Below are 20,429 nucleotides of genomic sequence, written 5' to 3' on the forward strand. Positions count from 1 at the left end.
GCGAAAAGCCTGGATGGGGGCAAGATCGGCGACCCTCCTCGAAACCGCTCGTTAACCCCGTTCGGCGATAGTCTGCGTGCCGAAGGGCGAGGGTGGACAAATCCGCCGCCACGCTTCGACGGCTCGTCCGACTCCTGAAGCCATGCCGCGCCCAGATCGGGAGGCGCTCGGGATTCGGTCATCCGTGGAGATCGAAACCCGCCATGTCCGCCCCGCGCCCCTTCCTTCGCAGTCTTCTCGCTCTCGTTCTCGTGGCGATGGCCGCAACCGGCCTGTCCACCCATAGTGGGTTCGCCGCCACGGGCGAGGAAGCCGGCGCCGCGCCGGAAGAGGAAACGGCGGAAAGCGCTGCAGAAGCCGGCGCGCATTCCAAGCTGCCGCTGCCGCGTTTCGTGTCGCTGAAGTCGGCGCGCGTGAACCTTCGGGTCGGTCCGGGCAAGGACTACGCCGTGTCCTGGCTCTACATGAAGCCGGGCCTGCCGGTGGAGATCGTGCAGGAATTCGAGCTTTGGCGTCGCATCCGCGATTCGGAAGGAACGGAGGGCTGGGTCTACCATTCGCTGCTGAGCGGCACTCGCACCGGCATCGCCGCCCCCTGGCTGACGGGCAAGGCCACCACCATCGACGTGCGTCGCAGCGCGGCCGAAGACTCCTCGCTCGTCGCCAAGATGGAGCCCGGCGTCGTGTCGAAGGTCAGGGAATGCGCCTTTTCCTGGTGCCAAGTGGAGATTTCGGGCCGCAAGGGCTATGTCCACCAGAACGACATCTGGGGCGTTTATCCGGACGAGAAGTTCTAGTTCCTGGAAACGTCGCGCGGATCATGAATCGCTTATTCCGGATACTCTTCCCGGTTCCTGCGATATTGGCTTGCTCGATTGCGGCAGGATGCCTTTTGCTCCCGCCTTTCCGCTTCCTGGCGGAAACAAGGCAATTGAAGGCCGAGGCGGCTCATTCGTTTCCGATCGGATCGAATGCGTCGCAATTCGAAGTCTGGTTCGTAGGAAAGGCTGCCGACGGGCTTTGGCTGCCGACGAACGAAGGCTTGCGAGATGGATGCGAAAGGAAAAGCCTCTCGCTTCGACGGTTCGAAGGATGCGCGAACGTTCTGACGGCGTCTTATTGCGTCGGTCGGCAGGGAGAACTCGTTTCCCTCGTTTTTGAAGAGGGCGGTTACTGCTGAGATGGGGAGAGATGACCATATGGGTCGCGGGCGCTCAGTGCGCCGCGTCGTGATCTCCGGATGCTCGGGCGGCGGCAAGTCGACGCTTCTGGAAGCGTTGCGCCGCCGGGGCCATGCCGTCGTGGAAGAGCCGGGACGGCGGGTCGTGGCGCAGGAGCAGGCGAGAAGCGGCACGGCGCTGCCCTGGATCGACATGGGCGCTTTCGCCCGCCGCGCCTTCGCGCTGGCGCTCGATGATTTTGCAGCCGCGCCGTCGTCCGGTCTGGTGTTCTTCGATCGCGGCTTGATCGATGCGGCGGCGGCGCTCCTGCATCATGCCGGCGAGGCGCTGCCGGAATGCCTCAGCCGAACGAACCGCTACGACGACCGCGTCTTTCTCACGCCGCCCTGGCCGGAAATCCATATCGCGGACGACGCGCGCAGGCATGGGTTGGGCGAGGCGGTCGCCGAATACGAGCGGCTGGCCGCGCTTTACCCGGCGCTCGGTTACGAGACGCTGATTCTGCCGAAAACGGATGTGGAAACGCGCGCCGACTTCGTGCTCCGGCGCTTGAGGTCGATTGAGCCTCAGCTGGAAAGCTTCGGCGCACCCGGCTTGCGGCGCAGGCGCACGACGATGTCGATATTGACGATCTCCATGCCTTCCGGCGCTTCCGGCAGGCTGTCGAGCCGCATCGTGCCGTCCGGGATGTCGATCATCTGGTTGTCTTCCTCGATGAAGAAGTGATGATGATCGGAGGTGTTGGTGTCGAAATAGGTGCGCTGGCCTTCGCCGGTCAGCGGCCGCACGATGCCGGAATCGGTGAACTGGTGCAGCGTGTTGTAGACGGTGGCGAGCGACACCGACTCACCGGCCTTGTGCGCTTCCTCGTAGAGTTCTTCGGCCGAAAGATGCCGGTCGCCCTTGGAAAAGATCAGGTTACAAAGGGCGACACGTTGGCGCGTCGGACGAAGCCCGGCGGCGCGCAACCGCTCGAACACGCAGAAACCCTGCTTCCGACCTCGAACGTCCATCGTCACCGTCTTTCCGCACTTCGTGTCATTCGGTTGACTTCTATCGGGAAAAAGCCATTCCACGCAAGATATGGTGACGGCTTGTCCCGCCGATAACCCCATTCCTTTCTTATCCGCATGCCGCCGCGAAGGCGGCCATCGCCTTGCCCGAGCCGTTCAGCGGCAGGACGAAGCGCCCGGCGGGCATGGCGATCTCGGCCCGCTTGCCCTTGGCGAGCGCTGCCCCGAGGGCGCCGGCTTCCGCTGCCGTCAGCGGGCGGGACAACGTGGACGAACCGCTGTCGGTGCGCATTCTCTGAAGAAAAGCGGTGCCGTCGACGTCGAGAATCACGGTTCGCTCGATTCCCGTTTGCCGAGGCGTTTTCCCGGCCGATACGAAAAGCCGTCGCCCTTCCGGCGTGCAGGCGAACCAGAGACCCGCCCAGCCGCCATCGGCGACGTAGCCGGCCTTCGCGCCCCCTTCCGTTCGAAACGCCCAGCCATCGGCGGCAACGGCCGGCAAAGGTGTAAGAAGGGCATGGAAAACGAGGAGGAGGGGAAGTTTCGGCATCGATCGGGGGCATCCTTCGCAAGAAACCTTCGTTTCGACCCGTACACGTTTCCTAACATGCGTTCACCTTCTTGGAGTTCTCTGCTAGAGGCTCGCGCGACACCGGCCCCGGCCGGATCGGGACCGGATGACGATGGCACTCGAAAAGAACAGCTTCGACTACGACGACCTCATCTCCTGCGGGCATGGACGGCTGTTCGGGCCGGGCAACGCGCAGCTACCGCTGCCGCCGATGCTGATGTTCGACCGCATCACGGAAGTGACCACCGATGGTGGCCAGTTCGGCAAGGGCTCGATCAAGGCGGAATTCGACGTCCGCCCCGATCTCTGGTTCTTCGGCTGCCATTTCGAGGGCGATCCGGTGATGCCGGGCTGTCTCGGCCTCGACGCCTTGTGGCAGATGACGGGCTTCTATCTCGGCTGGCTCGGCGAGCCGGGGCGCGGGCGCGCCCTCGGCGTCGGCGAGGTGAAGTTCACCGGTCAGGTGACGCCTAAGGTCAAGCTCGTGGAATACGGTGTGGAGTTCCGGCGCGTGATGCGCTCCAAGCTGAAGCTCGGCATCGCCGAGGGCTGGATGAAGGCCGATGGCGAGGTCATCTATAGGGCAAGCGATCTGAGGGTCGGCTTGTTCGTGGATCAGGACGAGGCGAGCGGCGGCTGAGGCCGCATCCGCCCGCGAACTTAAAGCCTTCGGCCCCGAATTTCGGAGAATGGAACTGATGAAGCGTGTCGTCGTGACCGGAATGGGCATCGTGTCGTCGATCGGCAACGACGCCGCTGAGGTTTTGGCTTCGCTGCGCGAAGCGAAATCCGGCATCACCTTCTCTCCTGATTTCGCAGAGCACGGCTTCAAATGCCGTGTGTGGGGCAAGCCGTCGCTCGATCCGAGCGAGCTGGTGGACCGGCGCGCCATGCGGTTCCTCAGCCAGGGCGGCGCGTGGAACCATGTCGCGATGAAGCAGGCCATCGCCGATTCGGGCCTGGAAGAAAAAGACATCTCGGGCAACGAGCGCACCGGCATCATCATGGGATCGGGCGGTCCCTCCACCAAGGTGCTGGTGGAAGCCGCCGACATCACCCGCAAGAACACCTCGCCGAAGCGCATCGGCCCGTTCGCGGTGCCGAAAGCCATGTCCTCCACGGCCTCGGCGACGCTCGCCACGTGGTTCAAGATCCACGGCGTCAACTATTCGATCTCGTCGGCCTGCTCGACCTCCGCACACTGCATCGGCAACGCGGTGGAGATGATCCAGTGGGGCAAGCAGGACGTGATGTTCGCCGGCGGTCACGAAGATCTCGACTGGACCATGTCGAACCTCTTCGACGCCATGGGCGCCATGTCCTCGGACTTCAACGAAACACCGGATGTCGCGTCGCGGGCCTATGACAAGAACCGCGACGGCTTCGTGATCGCCGGGGGCGCCGGCGTTCTCGTTCTGGAGGAACTGGAGCGGGCGAAGGCGCGCGGCGCGAAAATCTATGCCGAGGTTGTCGGCTATGGCGCGACTTCGGACGGCTACGACATGGTCGCTCCGTCGGGCGAGGGCGCGGCGCGCTGCATGCGTCAGGCCCTTCAGGGGGTCGAGGGCGACGTCGATTACATCAACACGCACGGCACCTCGACGCCGGTCGGCGACTCCAAGGAGATCGGCGCGATCCGCGAGGTCTTCGGCGATCGCATGCCGCATATCCAGTCCACCAAGTCGCTGACCGGCCATTCGCTCGGCGCGGCGGGCGTTCAGGAATCGATCTATTCGCTTCTGATGATGCAGGCCGGCTTCATCGGCGAAAGCGCGCATATCTCCGAGCTCGATCCGGAATTCGACGGCGTTCCGATCGTGCGCCAGCGCATCGACAATGCCAAGATCGACCTCGCTTTGTCGAATTCCTTCGGATTCGGTGGCACCAACGCGACGCTGGTCTTCCGTCGTTTCGCGAACTGATCTTAAGATTTCAAAGGCGCGGCGATTGCCCGAACAAGAAAAAGCAGGGGTAGGCATGGGCGATCTTTTGAAGGGCAAGCGCGGTCTCGTGATGGGCGTCGCGAACCACAACTCGATCGCCTGGGGCGCGGCCAAGGCGCTCCACGCCCACGGCGCGCAGGTCGCGCTGACCTATCAGGGCGATGCTTTCGGCAAGCGCGTTCGCCCGCTCGCCGCCGAAATCGACGCCAACCTCCTTCTCGACTGCGACGTGGAGGACATCGCGTCCGTGGATGCCGTCTTCGCCCGAATCAAGGAAGAGTGGGGTGGGCTCGACTTCGTCGTCCACGCGCTCGCATTTTCCGATAAGAACGAACTGAAGGGCCTTTACGCCGATACGTCGCGCGAGAACTTCTCGCGCACCATGCTGATCTCCTGCTTCTCCTTCACCGAGATCACGCGCCGCGCCGCCGAACTGATGACCACGGGCGGCTCCGTCCTGACGCTGACCTATGGCGGCTCGACGCGCGTCATGCCGAACTACAACGTCATGGGCGTCGCGAAAGCCGCGCTGGAAGCCTCCGTGCGCTATCTGGCGGCCGATTACGGGCCGCGCAACATCCGCGTCAACGCCGTGTCGGCAGGGCCGGTGCGGACGCTGGCGGGGGCCGGCGTGTCGGATGCGCGGTTGATGTTCAACTACCAGCGCAAGAACGCGCCGCTGCGCCGCAACGTGACCATCGACGAGGTCGGCGGCGCGGTGCTCTACCTTCTCTCGGACCTCGCCAACGGCGTGACCGGCGAGATCCACTATGTCGATTCCGGCTACAACATCATGTCCATGCCGGCCTTGGACGAGTTGAAGGTGCAGGAACAGCGGGCGGTGATCGTGGACGGGCCGGCGGCTGCAGCCGAAGTCGTCAAGTAAGGCTACGGACTTTCCGGCGACGGGCGAGACGCCGAACCGCTCCGGCGACCCCGCCGCCTGCGCCCCAGCCGAGAAGAAATCCGAGCCCGGTCAGCGCCAGACCGTCCGGCGTGACCGGAAGGGCAGGGCGGAAATCGCTGAGCGCGCTGGCCGCGATCTCCGTATCGAAATCACCGAGCGCTTCGAACGGCCGCAACAGCGGGGCGGTGTCCAGAAGCCCGCGATAGCGCCGTTCCGTGACGGTGAAAGCAAGGATCGTCGCCTCGGCGTCGCTGCCCTGGCGCGAAACCAGACGGTCGGGCGAGGATTTCAGACGCGTCACGGCCTCCTCACGGGTCAGCGCTTCGGCGCTCGCGCCCTCGTCGAAGCGTCGAACCACGTCGCGCAGTGCGTCGGCCGCGCCGCCGAGCCTTTGCAGATATTGCTGCGTGAACTCCGCCGACTGGCTGAACAGAAAGAGCCCGAACGCCGCGCCGATGATGCGGGCGAGAAGGCGCATCAGGCGCCGAAACGCCGGCGGATCGTGGCCGCGACTGCATCCGTCTTCTCGAGGCTCGGCAGATGCCCGCAATCGGGCAGAAGAACGAACTCGGCATCGGGCATGGCTTGCGCCATCGCGATGCCGGCACTGGGCGGCGAGAAGCGGTCGTGTTCGCCCCAGAGCATCAGCGAAGGCATGCGGATCGTGGAAAGCCCGCTTTCCCGTCCAGGCCGCGTGGCGAGCGCCTCGTTCTGCGCCAGAAGGAGTTCCGGGGTCGCGCGTGCGACTATCGCGCGGAAGGTCTCGGCGGCGTCCCGCCCACGGCCTTCCGGTTCGAAGACGATGCTCTCGGCCATGTCGGCCAGCATTTCGGCCTGACGGCCGGCCTCGATGGCGGCGCGTCTCTTGTCCGTCGGAGCCGGGTCCGCCGGGGCGGCGGCACCCGCGCCCATCACAACGAGGCCGGCGACCTTGTCCGGCGCCAGAAACGCGAGTTCGCGGGCCACATGGCCGCCGAAGCTCGTGCCGCAGACGATGAAGCTCCCGTCGCCGGCTTGTTCCAACACGTCCTCGGCGCATTCGCGCATCGTCCGTTTGGCGGGCACCACGGTCCGGCTGGGAAAGTCGGGCCCGAGGGCTGCCGCCAACGGCGCGTAGAGCGCCTCGTCGCAGGCGAAGGCCGGCACGAAGACGATGCGCGGCATTCGCCTCAGAGCCCTTCGATCTTCGCAGGCGTGATGACGGCGATATGCTCCGAGACGATGAAGGGTTTGCCGGCCTCGTGCCACGCCTTCACATGCGCCGAGCGCACATGGGCGTCGAGAAGCGCGCGGCTTTCCCATTCTTCCACGAATGTCACGTTGGTCTCGTCCATCACGTCCACCAGCATGTCGTAGCGGATGCAGCCCTGTTCCTTGCGCGTCGCTTCGATGCACGGGATCGCGGCCTTCGCGACCTCGTTCACCGTGCCGGGCTTGATGCGGATCGTGGCGATCAGGTGGAGCATGCGTTCAGTCCTTCGGGATGGCGCGGCGTTTGCGCCGGTAGTTGATCGTTTCGAAGCGCATGTCCAGCGCGTCGATCATGAGAAGACGCCCGACGAGCGGGCGACCGATGCCGGTGATGAGCTTGATCGCTTCGGTGGCCGCAAGCGTGCCGAGAACGCCGGTGACGACGCCGAGAATGCCGGCCTCCGCGCAGGAAGGAACGAGTCCTTCGGGGGGCGGGGCGGGGAAAAGGTCGCGATAAGACGGGTTGTCGTTTCGGAAGGGCAGGAGCGTCGTGAGGGAGCCGGAAAAGCGGTTCACCGCCGCCGTCACGAGCGGCTTCCGCAAGGCCGCGCAGGTATCGGCCAGAAGGAAGCGCGTCGCGAAATTGTCCGAGCCGTCGAGAACGAGATCGTAGGTCTCGATGATCTGCGCCGCGTTCGTTTCGGTCAGCCGCATCTGGTGGGGAACAAGGGAAACATGCGGGTTGATTCGCAGGGCGGCATCGTGCGCGCTGTCGACCTTCGGGCGACCGAGATCCGCTGTCCCGTGAAGCACCTGCCGTTGAAGGTTGGAGAGGGAAACCGCGTCGTCGTCGGCGACGCCGATCGTGCCGATTCCGGCGGCGGCGAGATAAAGGATAATGGGCGAGCCGAGGCCGCCCGCGCCGATCACGAGAACCCTCGCGCTTTTCAGCTTCTGCTGGCCCGCGCCGCCGATCTCCGGCAGCACGATATGGCGGGCATAGCGCTCGATCTCGTCTCCAGACAGCGTCATCCCTCGACCCTTCCGTTGGAAACGGTCAGATGCTGCGCCCGGCTGCCGAGCGCGTCGAACAAGGCAGCGTCCGTGCCGGTCATGAAGGACTGGACGTCGAGGCCTTCCACGATATCGAACAAAGCCGCGCGCCGACCGGGATCGAGATGGGCCGCGATCTCGTCCAGAAGCAGGATCGGCGCGACGCCCCCGACCGCGCGCACCAGTCGCGCATGAGCAAGAACGAGACCGATCAGAAGCGCCTTCTGCTCGCCGGTGGAAGACAAGGCGGCGGGCATCGCCTTGGCGCGGTGGAACACGGCGAGATCGGCGCGGTGCGGACCTTCCAGCGTGCGGCCGGCGCGCGCGTCGAGGGCGCGGGCGCGGCGAAGGGTGAGACGCGCCTCGTCCTCCATGTCGCTCGCCGCGGTTGCCGCGAAGGCCGTGCCATAGCCTCCTTCGAGCGTCAGGTCGGCTTTGGGGAAGGGGCCGTCGTCCGGCATCTCGGCGATCATCGCGGCGAGAAGCCCGACGAGTTCGGCGCGCGCCAGAACGGTCGCGACGCCAAGCTCGGCCATCTGCGTTTCGATGCCGTCCAGCCAGACCTCGTCGGGACGCGGCTCGGACAGAAGACGGTTGCGCTGGCGCATGGCGCGCTCGTAATCGGCCGCGCGCCGGCCATGCGCCGGGTCGATGGCCAGCACCATGCGGTCGAGAAACCGGCGACGGTCGCCGGCGGGTCCCGTGAAGAGGCCGTCCATGGCGGGCGTCAGCCAAAGGATGCGCAGGTGATCCAGAAGCTCGTCGGCGCTTCTCGCCTGCGTTTCGTCCACGCGCACGCTGCGCTGTGCGCCTTCGCCGTTTTCCGGGCGCACCAGCGTCGCGAGGCGCACTTCACCGAGCGCGCCTTCTCCCCAGGCGCGCACGGCAAAGCCGCCGCTGCCGCCGGCCCGCGCCATCTCGCCGTAGTTGACGCGGCGAAGGCCCCGGCCGGGGGTCAGAAGCGAGACCGCCTCCATGAAGTTGGTCTTGCCCGCGCCGTTGTCGCCGGCCAGCACCACGAAGCGGCGGTCGAGCGTCACGTCGAGGGTGGAATAGTTGCGGAAGTCGACGAGGCCGAGCCGCGTCAGGCCGGTCCGCCCTTCGGGATGACTGGAATCGATCGTATCAGACCCGCATCGGCATCAGGACATAGAGCGTGCCTTCGTCGCTCTGGTCGCGGATCAGGGTGGGCGAGCCGGGATCGGCCAGCATGAAGACCGTTTCCTCGCCCGCGAGCTGGCCCGCGATGTCGAGGAGATAGCGCGCGTTGAAGCCGATCTCGAGATCGTCCGAATCGTAGCCGACCGCGAGTTCCTCCGTCGCGGTGCCGGCATCCGGCGAGTTGACGGTGAGGGTGAGCTGGCCGCTTCCAAGCGCCAGCTTCACGGCGCGGCCGCGCTCGGACGAGATGGTCGACACGCGATCCACGGCGGCCGAGAAGCTCTGCCGGTCGAGCGTCAGCGCCTTGTCGTTGTTCTGCGGAATGACGCGCTGGTAATCCGGGAAGGTGCCGTCGATGAGCTTGGAGGTCAGCACCACCGGCCCGATGGTGAAGCGGATCTTGGAGTCAGAGAGTTCCACCGAGATCGTGTCTTCCGCGTCGCCGAGAAGCTTTTGAAGCTCGCCCACGGTCTTTCGCGGAATGATGATGCCCGGCATACCTTCCGAGCCGTTCGGGGCGGCGATCTCGGCGCGCGCGAGGCGGTGCCCGTCGGTCGCAACCGCGCGAAGGCGAAGCTCGCCCACCGATTCCAGCGTGTGAAGGAAGATGCCGTTCAGGTAATAGCGCGTTTCTTCCGTGGAGATCGCGAACTGCGTGCGCTCGATGAGGCGCAGAAGATCGGCTGCCGGCATCTGGAAGGAATGAGAGAAGGTGCCGGCCGTGATGTCGGGGAAGTCGGCTTCCGGCAGACACTGGAGGCGGAAATTGACGCGGCCGGCGGAAACGGTCATCTGCGCGTTGTCGGAACCCGTCGACAGGCGCACCTCGGAGCCTTCGGGCAGCTTTCGGACGATGTCGTAGAGAAGATGGGCGGGAACCGTCGTGCCGCCGGGCTGCTCGGCTTCGGCCGGCACGGATTCGGTGATTTCGAGGTCGAGATCGGTCGCCTTCAAACGCAGAACACCCTCGTCCGTCCGCAGCAGGACGTTGGACAGGATCGGAATGGTGTTGCGCCGTTCCACCACGCGGTGAACGTGGGCAAGCGTTTTCAGAAGGTTCGATCGTTCGATCAGGATACGCATGACGACAGGACCCGTTTGGGAAGCGTCCGGCGTGGAAGGCCGGCAGGGTCTTGTGTTCTAGCGGGTCCGCCCGGCATTTCAAAGGAAAAGGGGCGGGCATCCCCGACCCTTCCGTCTCAACCTTAATCCTTCGGCATATGGGCGTCGGGATAAGTCGCTTCGGGCCGGCGGTCTCGGGGATTCTCAATCGCCGCCGTCGCCGCCCCCATCGCCGTCGCAACCGTCATCGCCGCCTCCGCCTCCGGCATCTCCCCGGCGGCCGTCCCGGCGGATGGCGAAGCCGATGAACGCGATCGCGATGGCGGCGAAGAGCCCGAAAGCGATCACGTCGGCCATGGAAGCGGTGTCCCCCGCCTTATTCCTCGATCATGCGGCGGATGAGGTCCAGTTCCTCGCCGAGCTTCTCGTCGGCGAGGCGCTCGGCCTCGATCTTGCGCACCGCATGAAGCACCGTCGTATGGTCGCGCCCGCCGAAGCGGCGCCCGATCTCGGGCAGGGAGCGCGGCGTCATGGTTTTCGCCAGATACATCGCGATCTGGCGCGGGCGCACGATGGAGCGGGTGCGGCGCGCCGACAGGATGTCGGTCTTCGACACGTTGTAGTGCCGCGACACGAATTTCAGGATGTCCTCGACGCGCACCCGCTTCTCGCCGCCCGTCCGGGTGAGCGAGTTCAGGAGGTCGTCCAGATGCTCGGCGGACAAGGGCTGGCCGACCGAATGGCGGAAGGCGATCTGGTTGAACGCGCCTTCCACGTCTCTCCCCGAGCCGATGACGCGGCGGGCGATGGTTTCCACCGCCCGCTCCTCGATGCGGAAGCTCGGGTCCTCGGTCTTCATCTGGCCGATGCGCGCTTCCAGAATGCCCTTGCGCATCTCGAAGTCGGGCACCGCCATCTCGATGCCGACGCCGCCGGCAAGGCGCGAGCGCACGCGGCTGTCGAGCGATTCCAGCTCGAAGGCCGGACGGTCGGCCGCGACCACGACCTGCTTGGCCGAATCGATCAGGGCGTTGAGGAGGTGACAGAACTCCTGCTGGATCGACTTGCCCTGAAGGAACTGCATGTCGTCGATGATGAGGATGTCGATGCCGCGCAGGTTTTCCTTGAAGGACAGGGCCTGGTTGTCGCGGATCGCGGTGGCGAAGCGCCACATGAAATATTCGGCCGTCAGGTACACGACGCGCGGCCGGTCGGGACGCGCCACGCAGGCATTGGCGATGGCCTGGAGAAGGTGGGTCTTGCCGAGGCCGACGCTCGCATGGATGAAGAGCGGGTTGAAGCGCACCGCCTGCGGCCCGTTCTCGGCGATGGCCATGCCGGCGGCGAGCGCCACGCGGTTGGCCGCGCCTTCCACGAAGTTCGAGAAGAGATAGCGCGGATCGAGCGGCGAGCCGAATTCGGGGGCGGTGGCCGCCTGCACTTCCCGTACCGGCGCTTCACGCACCGGGCGCGGCGCTTCGGCGGGTGTCATCTCGCCAACGGGGCGCGGGGCGGCGGGCGCGGCGCTGCCGAAGCCGGACGCCTGCGGGGCTGGAGCGGGCATCCGGGCGGAGGCGCTTCGCACCGCGCTCCTCACCGCCACTTCCACGCGCAGCGTGCCGGGCACTTCTTCCGCGAAGATCGCATCGAGGATCTGGCTGTAATGCGAGCGAATCCAGGTCTTCAGAAAGGCGGTGGGAACGGAAACGCGCACCGTGCCCTTGCCGATCTCGTCGATCAGCATGCGCTGGAACCAGCTCGCGAAGGCGTCCTGGCCGAGCTGCGCCTTCAAGCGCGCATTGACCCGCTCGTGGATTTCGGCCGTCGAGCGTCCAGTGCCTGCGCCTTCCGAGTGATCTTTCATTCCCAAATGCGTCCCATGCGTGTCGATCGAACCGGTCCGAAAGGCGGCCGGCGCTTTGGCGTGAGCGAGAAGGCTCATCGTTGGCTCCACGGCAGGCCTTCGGCCTTCCAGCCGGCCACCGTGCCGCGATGGCCGTCGGGGTCCACCGGCCCCTCGAAGCCGCCAAGGACGTTGAAGCAATGAAGAAAGCCGGCTCCCGTCAATGCGCCGGCGCTCGCCATCGAACGGGCGCCCGAGCGGCAAAGGAAGAACAAGCGCGACTCCTTCGTGCCGCCGCTGCGCAGGATGTGCTGGGTGACATCCTCCACGAAGGACGGGTCGACCGCCATCGAGGGATAGCTCTGCCATTCCGCCAGAAGAACGGGATGGGAATCGCCGGGCGTCGTCGGCACGCCAACGAAGTTCCATTCGGCCGAAGTGCGCACGTCGATCAGAAAGGCGTCGGGATCGCTCGACAGCGCCGACCAGCAATCCGTGACCGTGACGTCGTCTTCGTAGTTTCCACTCATGACAGATCCTTCGACGCGGCCGGAACGGCACTGCGCTGCGGGGGCAACGGACTAAGACAGGATGGTGACGGGTAGGCTGGAAGGCTTAACGTTTAACCAATTTCGTCAAGGTTTCCGGCTGCGAGGCGAATGGGTCGCAGACGGAATGTCCTTTCGAGTCTTCCAGGCCACACATGCCCCTCGGCCGTTTCCCACAGGCTTGTTCTGGGGAAAACGCTATGGGAGGGATGACGAGGCCGCAACCGGTCGAAAGAGTGAATCGCGGAGCGCGCATCGCAACTGTCGCAGACTCGTCATACGGGTAAACGGCGGCGGAAAACGCAAGGATATGATTCAGTTAGCTGAATCCATACGCGTGCCGCTCTGCCAATTGCGGCAAAATTATTTTTCAAGGGTCGGGGGTGCGTCCGCTTGACTCAGCGTTCCGCAAAAAATCGCTTAGCCGGCTTTGCGGCGGATTTATCCGACCTCGCGCAAGCCATTGCAAAAGCTGCATTTTTTCTGCGATAGCGGATTCGAGGGCGATTCTGTCGCGCTTGACGCGAAGAACTTTCGCTCTGCGCCCCGCCTCGCTGCTCGGATTAATATAATCTCAACAAGCTTGCAGCGGGCTGGAATCGAAAAAGGCCCGGCGATGCCGAGCCTTCAACGAAACTTTAGGACTTCCGTTTCGCGCCTTAGGAGGCGGCGGCCGCGGCGCCGATGGCCTTCACGCGGCCGGACAGGCGGGAAATCTTGCGGGAAGCGGTGTTCTTGTGGAACACGCCCTTCGTCACGGCACGGGCCAATTCGGGCTCTGCAGCGCGGAAAGCGGTCTGCGCGGCTTCCTTGTCGCCGGAAGCGATGGCTTCCTCGACCTTGCGCAGGAAGGTGCGGACGCGCGAACGGCGGTCGCGGTTGATCTCGGTGCGCCGCGCGATCTTGCGCGTGGCCTTCTTGGCCGACGGCGTATTGGCCATGGGATGTCTCTCTCGTCACGTGGTCCAGCGCCGAGAAACCTTGGAGGCTGGCGCAACAACAAGGACGGCGCCGGAGGCACCGCCGAAGGTGGGCGCGTTATAGGCATGAGCCCCCTGCGGCGTCAATCCGATCCTTGCAATTCAGCGCTGGCAGACCGGGCAAAAGAAGGTGGAGCGCCCCGATTGGGTGATGCGCTGGACGACGCCCGCGCATGTCTGCCGCTGACAAGGCTCGCCTTCGCGCCCGTAGACGGCGAAGGAATGCTGGAAAAGGCCCATCGTGCCGTCGGCCTGCCGATAATCCCTCAAAGACGAGCCGCCCGCCTCGATCGCGTCGCGGATCGTTTCGCGCACGTGGAGAGCGAGGTCGTCGAGGCGTTGCGTCGGTGTCCCGTCCGCCTTCACCAGCGTCCCGGCCGCCCGGCGCGGGGATAGGCGCGAGCGCCAAAGCGCCTCGCAGACATAGATGTTGCCGAGCCCCGCCACGAGTCGCTGGTCGAGAAGCACGGCCTTCAAGGGCGCGGCCTTGCCGGCGAAAAGCCGGGCGAGCACCGTTCCGTCCAACGCGTTGCCGGTCGGCTCGATGCCGAGGCCCTTGAAATGCGGATGCTCGCCGATCTCGCTCGCCGCCATCAGGGTCATGAAGCCGAAGCGGCGCGGATCGTTGAAGACGATATCGACCTCGCCCCATTGCGGCGCGTCGAGGCGAAACACGACATGATCGTGCTTGCGCACTTCCGAACGTGGATGGGCGAAGACGCCCGGCACGATGGACGAGGACGGCGTCTCGATGCGAAAGGAGCCGGACATGCCGAGATGCATCGCCAGAACCAGCGCCTCGCAATTCTCCTCTGGGGCGAGATGGGCGACGAGATACTTCGCCCGCCGCGACAGCGATTCCACCCGGCGCCCCGTCAGTTGCGCGGCGAAATCTTCCGGCAGAGCGAAGCGCAGCTTGGTGCGCGTCAGCACCACCTCGCGCATGGTGGCGCCTTCCATGAAGGGCTGGAGGCCGCGACGCACCGTCTCGACCTCTGGCAATTCGGGCATCGGCGTTTACGTCCTTGGCTGAGAATTGATGCAGCGCACGACGAAGATGGCATGCGCGCCGTTCTTCAGGTAGTGCCGGGCCAATGAACAGGGAAACAGGAGTGGGCGCGATGTCGGCAAGCCGAACCACCGGTGCGGAAGGCATGACGACGAGCTACGGCTTCTCGACGGTGTCCGGCGTGGAAGAAAAGCAGGCGCGGGTCAACGACGTGTTTCACCGCGTGGCCGAGCGCTACGACCTGATGAACGACCTGATGTCGGCCGGTCTTCATCGTGCCTGGAAGGCGGCGATGGTGGCTTGGCTCGCCCCTTCGCGCCGGCCCGGCTGGCGTTTCGTGGATGTCGCGGGCGGCACGGGCGACGTCGCCTTCCGCATTCTGGAAGCGTCCGGCCGTCGGGCGACGGGCACCGTTCTCGACATCAACGCGTCCATGCTGGGCGTCGGCGCCGAGCGCGCCGAGAAGCGTGGGCTGGCCGCCAACCTTTCCTTCGTGGAAGGCAATGCGGAAAGTCTGACGCTGCCGGACGACACGTTCGACGCCTATACGATCGCGTTTGGCATCCGCAACGTGCCGCGCATCGATCTGGCGCTGGCCGAGGCCTATCGCGTCCTGAAACCCGGCGGGCGCTTCCTGTGCCTGGAATTTTCCGAGGTCGACATGCCGGTTCTCGACAAGATCTACGATCTCTGGAGCTTCAAGGCGATCCCCGCGATTGGCGAGGCCGTCGCCAAGGACCGCGATTCCTACCAATATCTCGTGGAATCCATCCGCCGCTTTCCCAACCAGGCGAACTTCGCGGCCACCATCCGGCGCGCCGGGTTCGAGCGCGTCCAGCACCGCAATCTTTCCGGCGGCATCGCCGCGATCCATTCGGGCTGGAAGATCTAGAACATTGCCCAATCCGGTTCGCGGCACCCTGGCACTGATCAGAGCCCTCTTCGTTCTGGCGCGGGAGGGCGTCATCTCCTCGCTGCCCGCCGACGGGTTGGCGCCGGGCCCCATGCTGGCATGGCGGTTCGCGGGGTTCCTCGCCAAGCCTTCCTCCGACGATCGCGCGGGCTCGGCGAATCTGTCGCGCGCGCTGAACCGGCTTGGCCCCTCTTATGTAAAGCTCGGCCAGTTCCTCGCCACGCGGCCCGATATCGTCGGCACGCGCATCGCCAACCAGCTCACCGGCCTTCAGGACCGCGTGCCGCCCTTCGCCCGTGACAAGGGCATCGAGGAGATCGAGTTGACGCTCGGCCGGCGCATCGAGGACCTTTACGTCGAACTCGGCGAGGTGGTGGGGGCCGCTTCCATCGCGCAGGTGCACCGCGCCACCGTCGCCACCCCCGAAGGCATCCGCGACGTCGCGGTGAAGGTGGTGCGGCCGGGCGTGCGCGTCGCCTTCCGCCGCGAGCTCGACACCTTCGCCTTCATGGCCCGGCAGTTGGAGCGCTTCGTTCCGGCCACCCGGCGTCTGCGGCCCGTCGCGGTCGTGGAAACGCTGGCGCAGTCCACCCGCATCGAGATGGACCTGCGCCTCGAAGCCGCCGCCTTGTCGGAAATGGGCGAGAACATCGCCGAGGACAAAGGCTTTCGCGTGCCGTCCGTCGACTGGGAGCGCACCGGCCGCGACGTCCTGACCATGGAATGGGTGGACGGGATCAAGATGAACAACGTGCCGGCGCTGGCCGCGGCGGGGCACGACCTGCCGGCGCTCGGCGTCGCCGTGGTGCAGAGCTTCCTGCGCCATTCCATGCGCGACGGCTTCTTCCACGCCGACATGCATCCGGGCAATCTCTTCGTGGCCCCGGACGGCACGATCGTCGCCGTCGATCTCGGCATCGTCGGCCGCTTGAGTGCGGATTCCAGGCGGTTCCTCGCCGAAATCCTCTACGGCTTCATCCGGCGCGATTATCGGCGCGTAGCGGAGGTACATTTCGAGGCGGGCTACGTGCCGCGCGGGCAGGACGTTCTGTCCTTCGCGCAGGCGCTCCGCGCGATCGGCGAGCCGATCCATGGCCAGCCGGCCGAAACCATCTCCATGGGCCATCTCCTGACCCTCCTGTTCGAGGTGACGGAACTCTTCGACATGAGGACGCGCCCCGAACTCGTGCTTCTCCAGAAGACCATGGTGGTGGTGGAAGGCGTCGCGCGCTCACTGGACCCGAAGTTCAATATGTGGGTGGCGGCCGAGCCCGTCGTTTCCGCCTACATCCTCGGAGAACTCGGGCCTGCCGCCAAGCTGCGCGACGCCAGGGCCGGGATCGAAGCACTGCTTCGGCTCGCCCATCGCTTGCCGGACGCCGCCGTCGGACTGGAGATCCTGTCCAAGGAACTGCCCGAACTCATCGAGAACGGTATCCGCCTCAACGACGACACGCTGGTGGAACTCGTGAAGGAAACCAAGCTCGGCATCATCTCGGCCCATATCGCGCAATGGCTGACGGCTCTGGCCCTGATCGTCATCGCAGGGGCGCTTCTGGCCGGCTATTGATTGCGGCGGCCGCGTGCCGCCTTTATCTTCGCGCCAGCCGAGGAGCCTTGCCGTGACGACCCTGACCATCCCGGACATCGATCCCCAGACGGAGCGCTGGCTGCGCGCCCGCTCGATCCGCACCGGGCGCTCCATCGAGGAGGAGGCACGCCGGGCGCTCGCCGATCAGGTGGTGAACGAGGTGTCGGTCGAAGGATCGTCCAGGGAAAGCGCGCTTGAGTTCATTCAGCGGCTGAAAGCCAAGCATGGCGGCGGGGGCGATATTCCGATCTTCGATCGGACCGAATGGAAAGACAGACCGGTCGATTTCGGCGAATGATCGTTCTCGATACGAATGTCGTTTCGGAACTCGTTCGGCAGAATGCCGACGAGCGCGTCGAACGTTGGGTCGCCCGACAGTCGAAAGACGATCTCGCCGTCACGACCCTGTCCTATTTCGAATGGCAGTTCGGATTGTCGCTGATGCCGCCATCCCGGCGGCGCTCGGACCTCCGCGATCTGATCGAGGAGTTCGTGGAATCCTTGGGGCCCCAGCGCGTTCTTCCACTCGACATCCAAAGCGCCTCGTTGGCGGCGACCTTCCGGGCCCAGCGTCAGAAGGCGGGACGGCCCGTCGCGGTGGCCGATTCGCTGATCGCCGGCATCGCGCTGCGGCACCGCGCGACGCTCGCCACGCGCAACATCCGCGACTTCGACGGCGCCGATCTCGACATCATCGATCCATGGCAGGGCGGTTCGGCATGAGCCTCGATTCCAAACGCATCGTCCTCATCGTCGGGGGCGGCATCGCGGCCTACAAGGCGCTGGATCTCATCCGCCGCTTGAAGGAGCGCGGCGCCCATGTCGTGCCGGTGATGACGAAGGGCGCGCAGGAATTCGTGACGCCGCTCGCCGTCGGGGCCTTGGCCGGCGGGCACGTCTTCACCGAACTCTTCGCCCGCGAGGACGAACAGGATGTGGGTCATATCCGCCTCGCGCGGGAAGCCGACGCGATCCTGCTGGCGCCCGCCACCGCCGATCGCATGGCGAAGATGGCGAGCGGTCTGGCGGACGATCTCGCCGGCGCGGTGCTTCTGGCCGCGCGAGCGCCGATCCTGATCGCTCCCGCCATGAACCCGGCGATGTGGGCGCATCCCGCCACGCACCGCAATGCCGAGCGCCTCCTGGCCGATGGCGTGCGCTTCGTCGGGCCGAAAAGCGGCGAAATGGCCGAGCGCGGCGAATCGGGTCTCGGGCGCATGGCCGAGCCGACCGAGATCGCCGATGCCTTGGAAGAACTCTTCGCCGGCGGCCGGCGTTTGTCGGGCCGGCGCGTCGTCGTGACCTCCGGGCCGACGCACGAGCCGATCGACCCGGTGCGCTTCATCGCCAACCGTTCGTCCGGGCGGCAGGGACACGCCATCGCCGGAGCGCTCGCCGCCGCGGGCGCCGAAGTGACGCTGGTGTCCGGTCCCGTTTCGATCCCGACCCCGGCCGGCGTTTCGCTGGTGAAGGTGGAAACGGCGCTGGAAATGCTGGCCGGCGTCGAAGCCGCGCTGCCGGCCGACGCGGCGGTGTTCGTGGCGGCCGTCGCCGACTGGCGCCCCGCCGATACGGCGGCGCAGAAGCTGAAGAAGGCGCCGGGCGTTCCGCCCCTGGCGCTGCAATTTGCCGAGAACCCGGACATCCTGGCAACGGTCGGCCATCACGAGAAGCGCCCGCGCCTGGTCGTGGGCTTTGCGGCCGAAACACACGACCTTCTCGCCAATGCCTTATCGAAGCTCGACCGCAAGGGGGCCGACATCATCATCGCCAACGATGTCGCGACGAACGAGGAAGGCGGCAGCGTCATGGGCGGCACGGAAAACTCCGTTCACCTCGTCACCCGCGATGGCATCGAGACATGGCCGTTGATGTCGAAGGAGGACGTGGGGCGGCGGCTGACGGACCTCATCGCGGACCGGCTTGCGGAGAGCGCCACGTGAAACCCGTGGTCCGCCTGAAGCGCCTGCCCCATGCGGGCGACCTGCCCTTGCCGTCCTATGCCACGGGAGGGGCGGCCGGCGCCGATCTGCGCGCCGCGCTCGCCGAGCCCATGGTGATCGAGCCCGGAAGCCGCGCGGCGGTGCCCTCGGGCTTTGCCTTCGAGGTGCCGGAAGGTTTCGAGATCCAAGTGCGGCCGCGCTCAGGGCTCGCCTTGAAACACGGCGTCACGGTTCTCAACACGCCGGGCACGGTGGACAGCGATTATCGCGGCGAGGTGATGGCGATTCTGGTCAATCTCGGGAACGAGCCTTTCGCGATCCGGCACGGCGACCGGATCGCGCAGATCGTCTTGGCGCCGGTTCAGCTCGCGAGCTTCACGGAAGCCGCCGAACTCGGCCTCACGGCGCGCGGCACGGGCGGCTTCGGCTCCACCGGCGTTTGAACGCTCGGCACCACGGCCCGCGCCAGGATGCGGCCGTCGATGCCGTTGTTGTTGGCGCCACCTGCCAGCATGCGTGTCGCGCCACGATTGTCGCCGGCCTTGCGGATCACGCGCACGGCGTTGGTGAGAACGCTGCGGTCGCGCCCGGTCTGCTTGGCGCGGAAGAGGTTGACGTCGGAGGCCGCGAACAGGGTCTCGAAGGGGAGGGGCGTGGCGAAGGACACGCCGCCGATCGAGATCGAAAGATTGCGGGCGGCGTTCTTGGGGCCGACCACCAAGGCCTCGGCATTGGCGCGCAGCGTGTCGCAAAGGGCGCGCGCCACGCCGAAATCGGCTTCGCGCAGGAGAATGCCGAACTCCTCGGCGCCGATGCGCCCGACAAGGTCGTCCGGCCCGACCGCGTTCTTCAGCATGGTCGCCACGAGGCGCAGCGCCCGGTCGCCCGTGCCGTGGCCGAGCGAGTCGTGGATGCGCTTGAAATGGTCGATGCTGACGATCATGAAGGTCGCGGCCCGGTCGTCCCCCGGTCGGCCAAGACGCGACGCCTCGATGTTGAAGCTCGTGCGGAACGTCATCTGGTTCAGGAGGCCGGTGACGCTGTCTTCCGTCGCCAGACGCTTCAACCGCGCGTTGCGGCGGATCAGCGGCAGGATGCGCAGGGCCAGATAAGCCTGGACCGGGATCGAGGACAAGGCCAGGACGATCAGTGCGAAGCTCGTCGCTTCGCTGCCGCCGGCCGTCGTGAAGCCGTCGAAATGATGCCATGCGCCGATCAGGGTCAGCGCCATCACGAAGGCCGTGAGCCCGGCAAGCTCGCCCATGAAGCGAAGGATTCGGCTGGAAGGTTCCACGGCGCTTTTGTTCCGGACGTTCGGCAACGGATAGGCTCTATTTCCTCCTTTCTTGGTTACCAAAGCGTGAAGAGCGCCCACCGGAATGCTCCTCCCCTTTAAGCTACCGGCGCGGTAGGTCTTTCCAAGGAGACGGTGCGCGGCAACATTTCCGTTCTCGGCAGAAGAGGGCGGGCGTCCTACCTTGTTCGGGAGTGACGAGCCCGCCGGCGCACCGGCCGGCCAG

The 20,429-nt window shown here is 65.8% G+C and carries 24 protein-coding genes and 1 pseudogene; 11 read left to right on the forward strand and 14 right to left on the reverse strand.

Annotation, left to right across the window (positions count from 1 at the left end; genetic code table 11):
* The first annotated feature begins 203 nt into the window (after nt 1-203).
* Nucleotides 204-797, forward strand: coding sequence for an SH3 domain-containing protein (locus F9929_RS11365; RefSeq protein WP_152046687.1), 594 nt, complete (start codon nt 204-206; stop codon nt 795-797).
* A gap of 402 nt (nt 798-1,199) precedes the next feature.
* Nucleotides 1,200-1,733: pseudogene (locus tag F9929_RS11370) on the forward strand (AAA family ATPase); the annotation flags it as partial.
* A 14-nt stretch (nt 1,734-1,747) separates the two neighbouring features.
* On the opposite strand, the gene irrA reads toward F9929_RS11370, so the two are convergent.
* Together irrA and F9929_RS11380 are read right to left on the reverse strand one after the other, a co-directional pair.
* Nucleotides 1,748-2,194: an iron response transcriptional regulator IrrA gene (gene irrA, locus F9929_RS11375; RefSeq protein ID WP_152046688.1), complete on the reverse strand. Its 447-nt coding sequence runs from the start codon at nt 2,192-2,194 to the stop codon at nt 1,748-1,750.
* A 109-nt stretch (nt 2,195-2,303) separates the two neighbouring features.
* Nucleotides 2,304-2,744 (reverse strand): hypothetical protein, encoded by a 441-nt coding sequence (locus F9929_RS11380; RefSeq protein ID WP_152046689.1) that lies wholly within the window; start codon nt 2,742-2,744, stop codon nt 2,304-2,306.
* Nucleotides 2,745-2,877: 133 nt separating this feature from the next.
* Here F9929_RS11380 and fabA point away from each other — a divergent pair, with 133 nt between their 5' ends.
* From fabA to fabI, 3 genes are read left to right on the forward strand one after another with little or no spacing between them, the layout of a single operon-like run.
* Entirely contained in the window at nt 2,878-3,405 is a 528-nt protein-coding gene (gene fabA / locus F9929_RS11385; RefSeq protein WP_152046862.1) for a 3-hydroxyacyl-[acyl-carrier-protein] dehydratase FabA, read from the forward strand.
* Nucleotides 3,406-3,463: 58 nt separating this feature from the next.
* The gene (gene fabB, locus F9929_RS11390; protein ID WP_152046690.1) at nt 3,464-4,687 is read left to right on the forward strand and encodes a beta-ketoacyl-ACP synthase I; all 1,224 of its coding nucleotides are present in this window, start codon (nt 3,464-3,466) and stop codon (nt 4,685-4,687) included.
* A gap of 55 nt (nt 4,688-4,742) precedes the next feature.
* Nucleotides 4,743-5,594, forward strand: coding sequence for an enoyl-ACP reductase FabI (gene fabI / locus F9929_RS11395; RefSeq protein ID WP_152046691.1), 852 nt, complete (start codon nt 4,743-4,745; stop codon nt 5,592-5,594).
* On the opposite strand, the gene F9929_RS11400 is transcribed toward fabI, so the two are convergent.
* The 11 genes from F9929_RS11400 to mutM form a co-directional block, all read right to left on the reverse strand.
* On the reverse strand, nt 5,587-6,093 hold the full coding sequence (locus F9929_RS11400; RefSeq protein WP_152046692.1) for a DUF2937 family protein: 507 nt from the start codon (nt 6,091-6,093) through the stop codon (nt 5,587-5,589). The two genes, fabI and F9929_RS11400, sit on opposite strands and share 8 nt — an antisense overlap.
* Nucleotides 6,093-6,779 carry an alpha/beta fold hydrolase gene (locus F9929_RS11405; protein ID WP_193227711.1) on the reverse strand — a complete coding sequence of 229 codons (687 nt, stop codon included), beginning with the start codon at nt 6,777-6,779 and terminating at the stop codon, nt 6,093-6,095. The genes F9929_RS11400 and F9929_RS11405 overlap by 1 nt, the downstream gene beginning before the upstream one ends.
* Nucleotides 6,780-6,784: 5 nt before the next feature.
* Nucleotides 6,785-7,081: a putative quinol monooxygenase gene (locus F9929_RS11410; protein WP_152046694.1), complete on the reverse strand. Its 297-nt coding sequence runs from the start codon at nt 7,079-7,081 to the stop codon at nt 6,785-6,787.
* Nucleotides 7,082-7,085: 4 nt separating this feature from the next.
* Nucleotides 7,086-7,838 carry a HesA/MoeB/ThiF family protein gene (locus F9929_RS11415; RefSeq protein ID WP_152046695.1) on the reverse strand — a complete coding sequence of 251 codons (753 nt, stop codon included), beginning with the start codon at nt 7,836-7,838 and terminating at the stop codon, nt 7,086-7,088.
* The gene (recF, locus tag F9929_RS11420) at nt 7,835-8,980 is read right to left on the reverse strand and encodes a DNA replication/repair protein RecF (RefSeq protein ID WP_152046696.1); all 1,146 of its coding nucleotides are present in this window, start codon (nt 8,978-8,980) and stop codon (nt 7,835-7,837) included. Before recF ends, F9929_RS11415 begins: the two co-directional genes overlap by 4 nt.
* 4 nt (nt 8,981-8,984) lie before the next feature.
* Nucleotides 8,985-10,103 (reverse strand): DNA polymerase III subunit beta, encoded by a 1,119-nt coding sequence (gene dnaN / locus F9929_RS11425; protein WP_152046697.1) that lies wholly within the window; start codon nt 10,101-10,103, stop codon nt 8,985-8,987.
* 183 nt (nt 10,104-10,286) lie between these two features.
* Nucleotides 10,287-10,439 (reverse strand): hypothetical protein, encoded by a 153-nt coding sequence (locus tag F9929_RS23995; protein ID WP_193227712.1) that lies wholly within the window; start codon nt 10,437-10,439, stop codon nt 10,287-10,289.
* Between the two features lie 19 nt (nt 10,440-10,458).
* Nucleotides 10,459-12,024, reverse strand: coding sequence for a chromosomal replication initiator protein DnaA (dnaA, locus tag F9929_RS11430; protein WP_152046698.1), 1,566 nt, complete (start codon nt 12,022-12,024; stop codon nt 10,459-10,461).
* Nucleotides 12,021-12,455 (reverse strand): rhodanese-like domain-containing protein, encoded by a 435-nt coding sequence (locus F9929_RS11435; RefSeq protein WP_152046699.1) that lies wholly within the window; start codon nt 12,453-12,455, stop codon nt 12,021-12,023. Before F9929_RS11435 ends, dnaA begins: the two co-directional genes overlap by 4 nt.
* A 677-nt stretch (nt 12,456-13,132) precedes the next feature.
* Complete coding sequence (gene rpsT / locus F9929_RS11440; RefSeq protein WP_152046700.1) at nt 13,133-13,414, reverse strand: 30S ribosomal protein S20; 282 nt, start codon at nt 13,412-13,414, stop codon at nt 13,133-13,135.
* 141 nt (nt 13,415-13,555) lie between these two features.
* Complete coding sequence (mutM, locus tag F9929_RS11445) at nt 13,556-14,464, reverse strand: bifunctional DNA-formamidopyrimidine glycosylase/DNA-(apurinic or apyrimidinic site) lyase (protein WP_152046701.1); 909 nt, start codon at nt 14,462-14,464, stop codon at nt 13,556-13,558.
* 110 nt (nt 14,465-14,574) lie between these two features.
* Here mutM and ubiE point away from each other — a divergent pair, with 110 nt between their 5' ends.
* Genes ubiE through dut form a run of 6 tightly spaced genes read left to right on the forward strand, consistent with a single transcriptional unit; the run spans nt 14,575 to nt 19,352 of the window.
* Nucleotides 14,575-15,354: a bifunctional demethylmenaquinone methyltransferase/2-methoxy-6-polyprenyl-1,4-benzoquinol methylase UbiE gene (ubiE, locus tag F9929_RS11450; RefSeq protein WP_152046702.1), complete on the forward strand. Its 780-nt coding sequence runs from the start codon at nt 14,575-14,577 to the stop codon at nt 15,352-15,354.
* A 4-nt stretch (nt 15,355-15,358) separates the two neighbouring features.
* Nucleotides 15,359-16,945 (forward strand): 2-polyprenylphenol 6-hydroxylase, encoded by a 1,587-nt coding sequence (ubiB, locus tag F9929_RS11455; protein ID WP_152046703.1) that lies wholly within the window; start codon nt 15,359-15,361, stop codon nt 16,943-16,945.
* 52 nt (nt 16,946-16,997) lie between these two features.
* The gene (locus tag F9929_RS11460; RefSeq protein ID WP_152046704.1) at nt 16,998-17,264 is read left to right on the forward strand and encodes a FitA-like ribbon-helix-helix domain-containing protein; all 267 of its coding nucleotides are present in this window, start codon (nt 16,998-17,000) and stop codon (nt 17,262-17,264) included.
* Complete coding sequence (locus F9929_RS11465; RefSeq protein WP_193227713.1) at nt 17,261-17,689, forward strand: type II toxin-antitoxin system VapC family toxin; 429 nt, start codon at nt 17,261-17,263, stop codon at nt 17,687-17,689. Before F9929_RS11460 ends, F9929_RS11465 begins: the two co-directional genes overlap by 4 nt.
* On the forward strand, nt 17,686-18,909 hold the full coding sequence (gene coaBC / locus F9929_RS11470) for a bifunctional phosphopantothenoylcysteine decarboxylase/phosphopantothenate--cysteine ligase CoaBC (RefSeq protein ID WP_152046706.1): 1,224 nt from the start codon (nt 17,686-17,688) through the stop codon (nt 18,907-18,909). Before F9929_RS11465 ends, coaBC begins: the two co-directional genes overlap by 4 nt.
* A complete protein-coding gene (gene dut, locus F9929_RS11475) occupies nt 18,906-19,352 on the forward strand; it encodes a dUTP diphosphatase (RefSeq protein ID WP_235919216.1) in 447 nt (148 codons plus the stop codon). The genes coaBC and dut overlap by 4 nt, the downstream gene beginning before the upstream one ends.
* On the opposite strand, the gene F9929_RS11480 is transcribed toward dut, so the two are convergent.
* The gene (locus F9929_RS11480; RefSeq protein WP_193227714.1) at nt 19,271-20,203 is read right to left on the reverse strand and encodes a GGDEF domain-containing protein; all 933 of its coding nucleotides are present in this window, start codon (nt 20,201-20,203) and stop codon (nt 19,271-19,273) included. The genes dut and F9929_RS11480 overlap by 82 nt on opposite strands.
* Nucleotides 20,204-20,429: the final 226 nt, after the last annotated feature.

The sequence above is a fragment of the Aureimonas psammosilenae genome (genome assembly GCF_009176975.1).
Taxonomy (GTDB): Bacteria; Pseudomonadota; Alphaproteobacteria; order Rhizobiales; family Rhizobiaceae; genus Plantimonas; species Plantimonas psammosilenae.

Excerpts from the sequence above, each read along its gene's own strand:
- F9929_RS11365 (WP_152046687.1), top strand. The coding sequence starts at position 204 with ATGTCCGCCCCGCGCCCCTTCCTTCGCAGTCTTCTCGCTCTCGTTCTC.
- irrA (WP_152046688.1), bottom strand. The coding sequence starts at position 2,194 with ATGGACGTTCGAGGTCGGAAGCAGGGTTTCTGCGTGTTCGAGCGGTTG.
- F9929_RS11380 (WP_152046689.1), bottom strand. The coding sequence starts at position 2,744 with ATGCCGAAACTTCCCCTCCTCCTCGTTTTCCATGCCCTTCTTACACCT.
- fabA (WP_152046862.1), top strand. The coding sequence starts at position 2,878 with ATGGCACTCGAAAAGAACAGCTTCGACTACGACGACCTCATCTCCTGC.
- fabB (WP_152046690.1), top strand. The coding sequence starts at position 3,464 with ATGAAGCGTGTCGTCGTGACCGGAATGGGCATCGTGTCGTCGATCGGC.
- fabI (WP_152046691.1), top strand. The coding sequence starts at position 4,743 with ATGGGCGATCTTTTGAAGGGCAAGCGCGGTCTCGTGATGGGCGTCGCG.
- F9929_RS11400 (WP_152046692.1), bottom strand. The coding sequence starts at position 6,093 with ATGCGCCTTCTCGCCCGCATCATCGGCGCGGCGTTCGGGCTCTTTCTG.
- F9929_RS11405 (WP_193227711.1), bottom strand. The coding sequence starts at position 6,779 with ATGCCGCGCATCGTCTTCGTGCCGGCCTTCGCCTGCGACGAGGCGCTC.
- F9929_RS11410 (WP_152046694.1), bottom strand. The coding sequence starts at position 7,081 with ATGCTCCACCTGATCGCCACGATCCGCATCAAGCCCGGCACGGTGAAC.
- F9929_RS11415 (WP_152046695.1), bottom strand. The coding sequence starts at position 7,838 with ATGACGCTGTCTGGAGACGAGATCGAGCGCTATGCCCGCCATATCGTG.
- dnaN (WP_152046697.1), bottom strand. The coding sequence starts at position 10,103 with ATGCGTATCCTGATCGAACGATCGAACCTTCTGAAAACGCTTGCCCAC.
- F9929_RS23995 (WP_193227712.1), bottom strand. The coding sequence starts at position 10,439 with ATGGCCGACGTGATCGCTTTCGGGCTCTTCGCCGCCATCGCGATCGCG.
- dnaA (WP_152046698.1), bottom strand. The coding sequence starts at position 12,024 with ATGAGCCTTCTCGCTCACGCCAAAGCGCCGGCCGCCTTTCGGACCGGT.
- F9929_RS11435 (WP_152046699.1), bottom strand. The coding sequence starts at position 12,455 with ATGAGTGGAAACTACGAAGACGACGTCACGGTCACGGATTGCTGGTCG.
- rpsT (WP_152046700.1), bottom strand. The coding sequence starts at position 13,414 with ATGGCCAATACGCCGTCGGCCAAGAAGGCCACGCGCAAGATCGCGCGG.
- mutM (WP_152046701.1), bottom strand. The coding sequence starts at position 14,464 with ATGCCCGAATTGCCAGAGGTCGAGACGGTGCGTCGCGGCCTCCAGCCC.
- ubiE (WP_152046702.1), top strand. The coding sequence starts at position 14,575 with ATGTCGGCAAGCCGAACCACCGGTGCGGAAGGCATGACGACGAGCTAC.
- F9929_RS11465 (WP_193227713.1), top strand. The coding sequence starts at position 17,261 with ATGATCGTTCTCGATACGAATGTCGTTTCGGAACTCGTTCGGCAGAAT.
- coaBC (WP_152046706.1), top strand. The coding sequence starts at position 17,686 with ATGAGCCTCGATTCCAAACGCATCGTCCTCATCGTCGGGGGCGGCATC.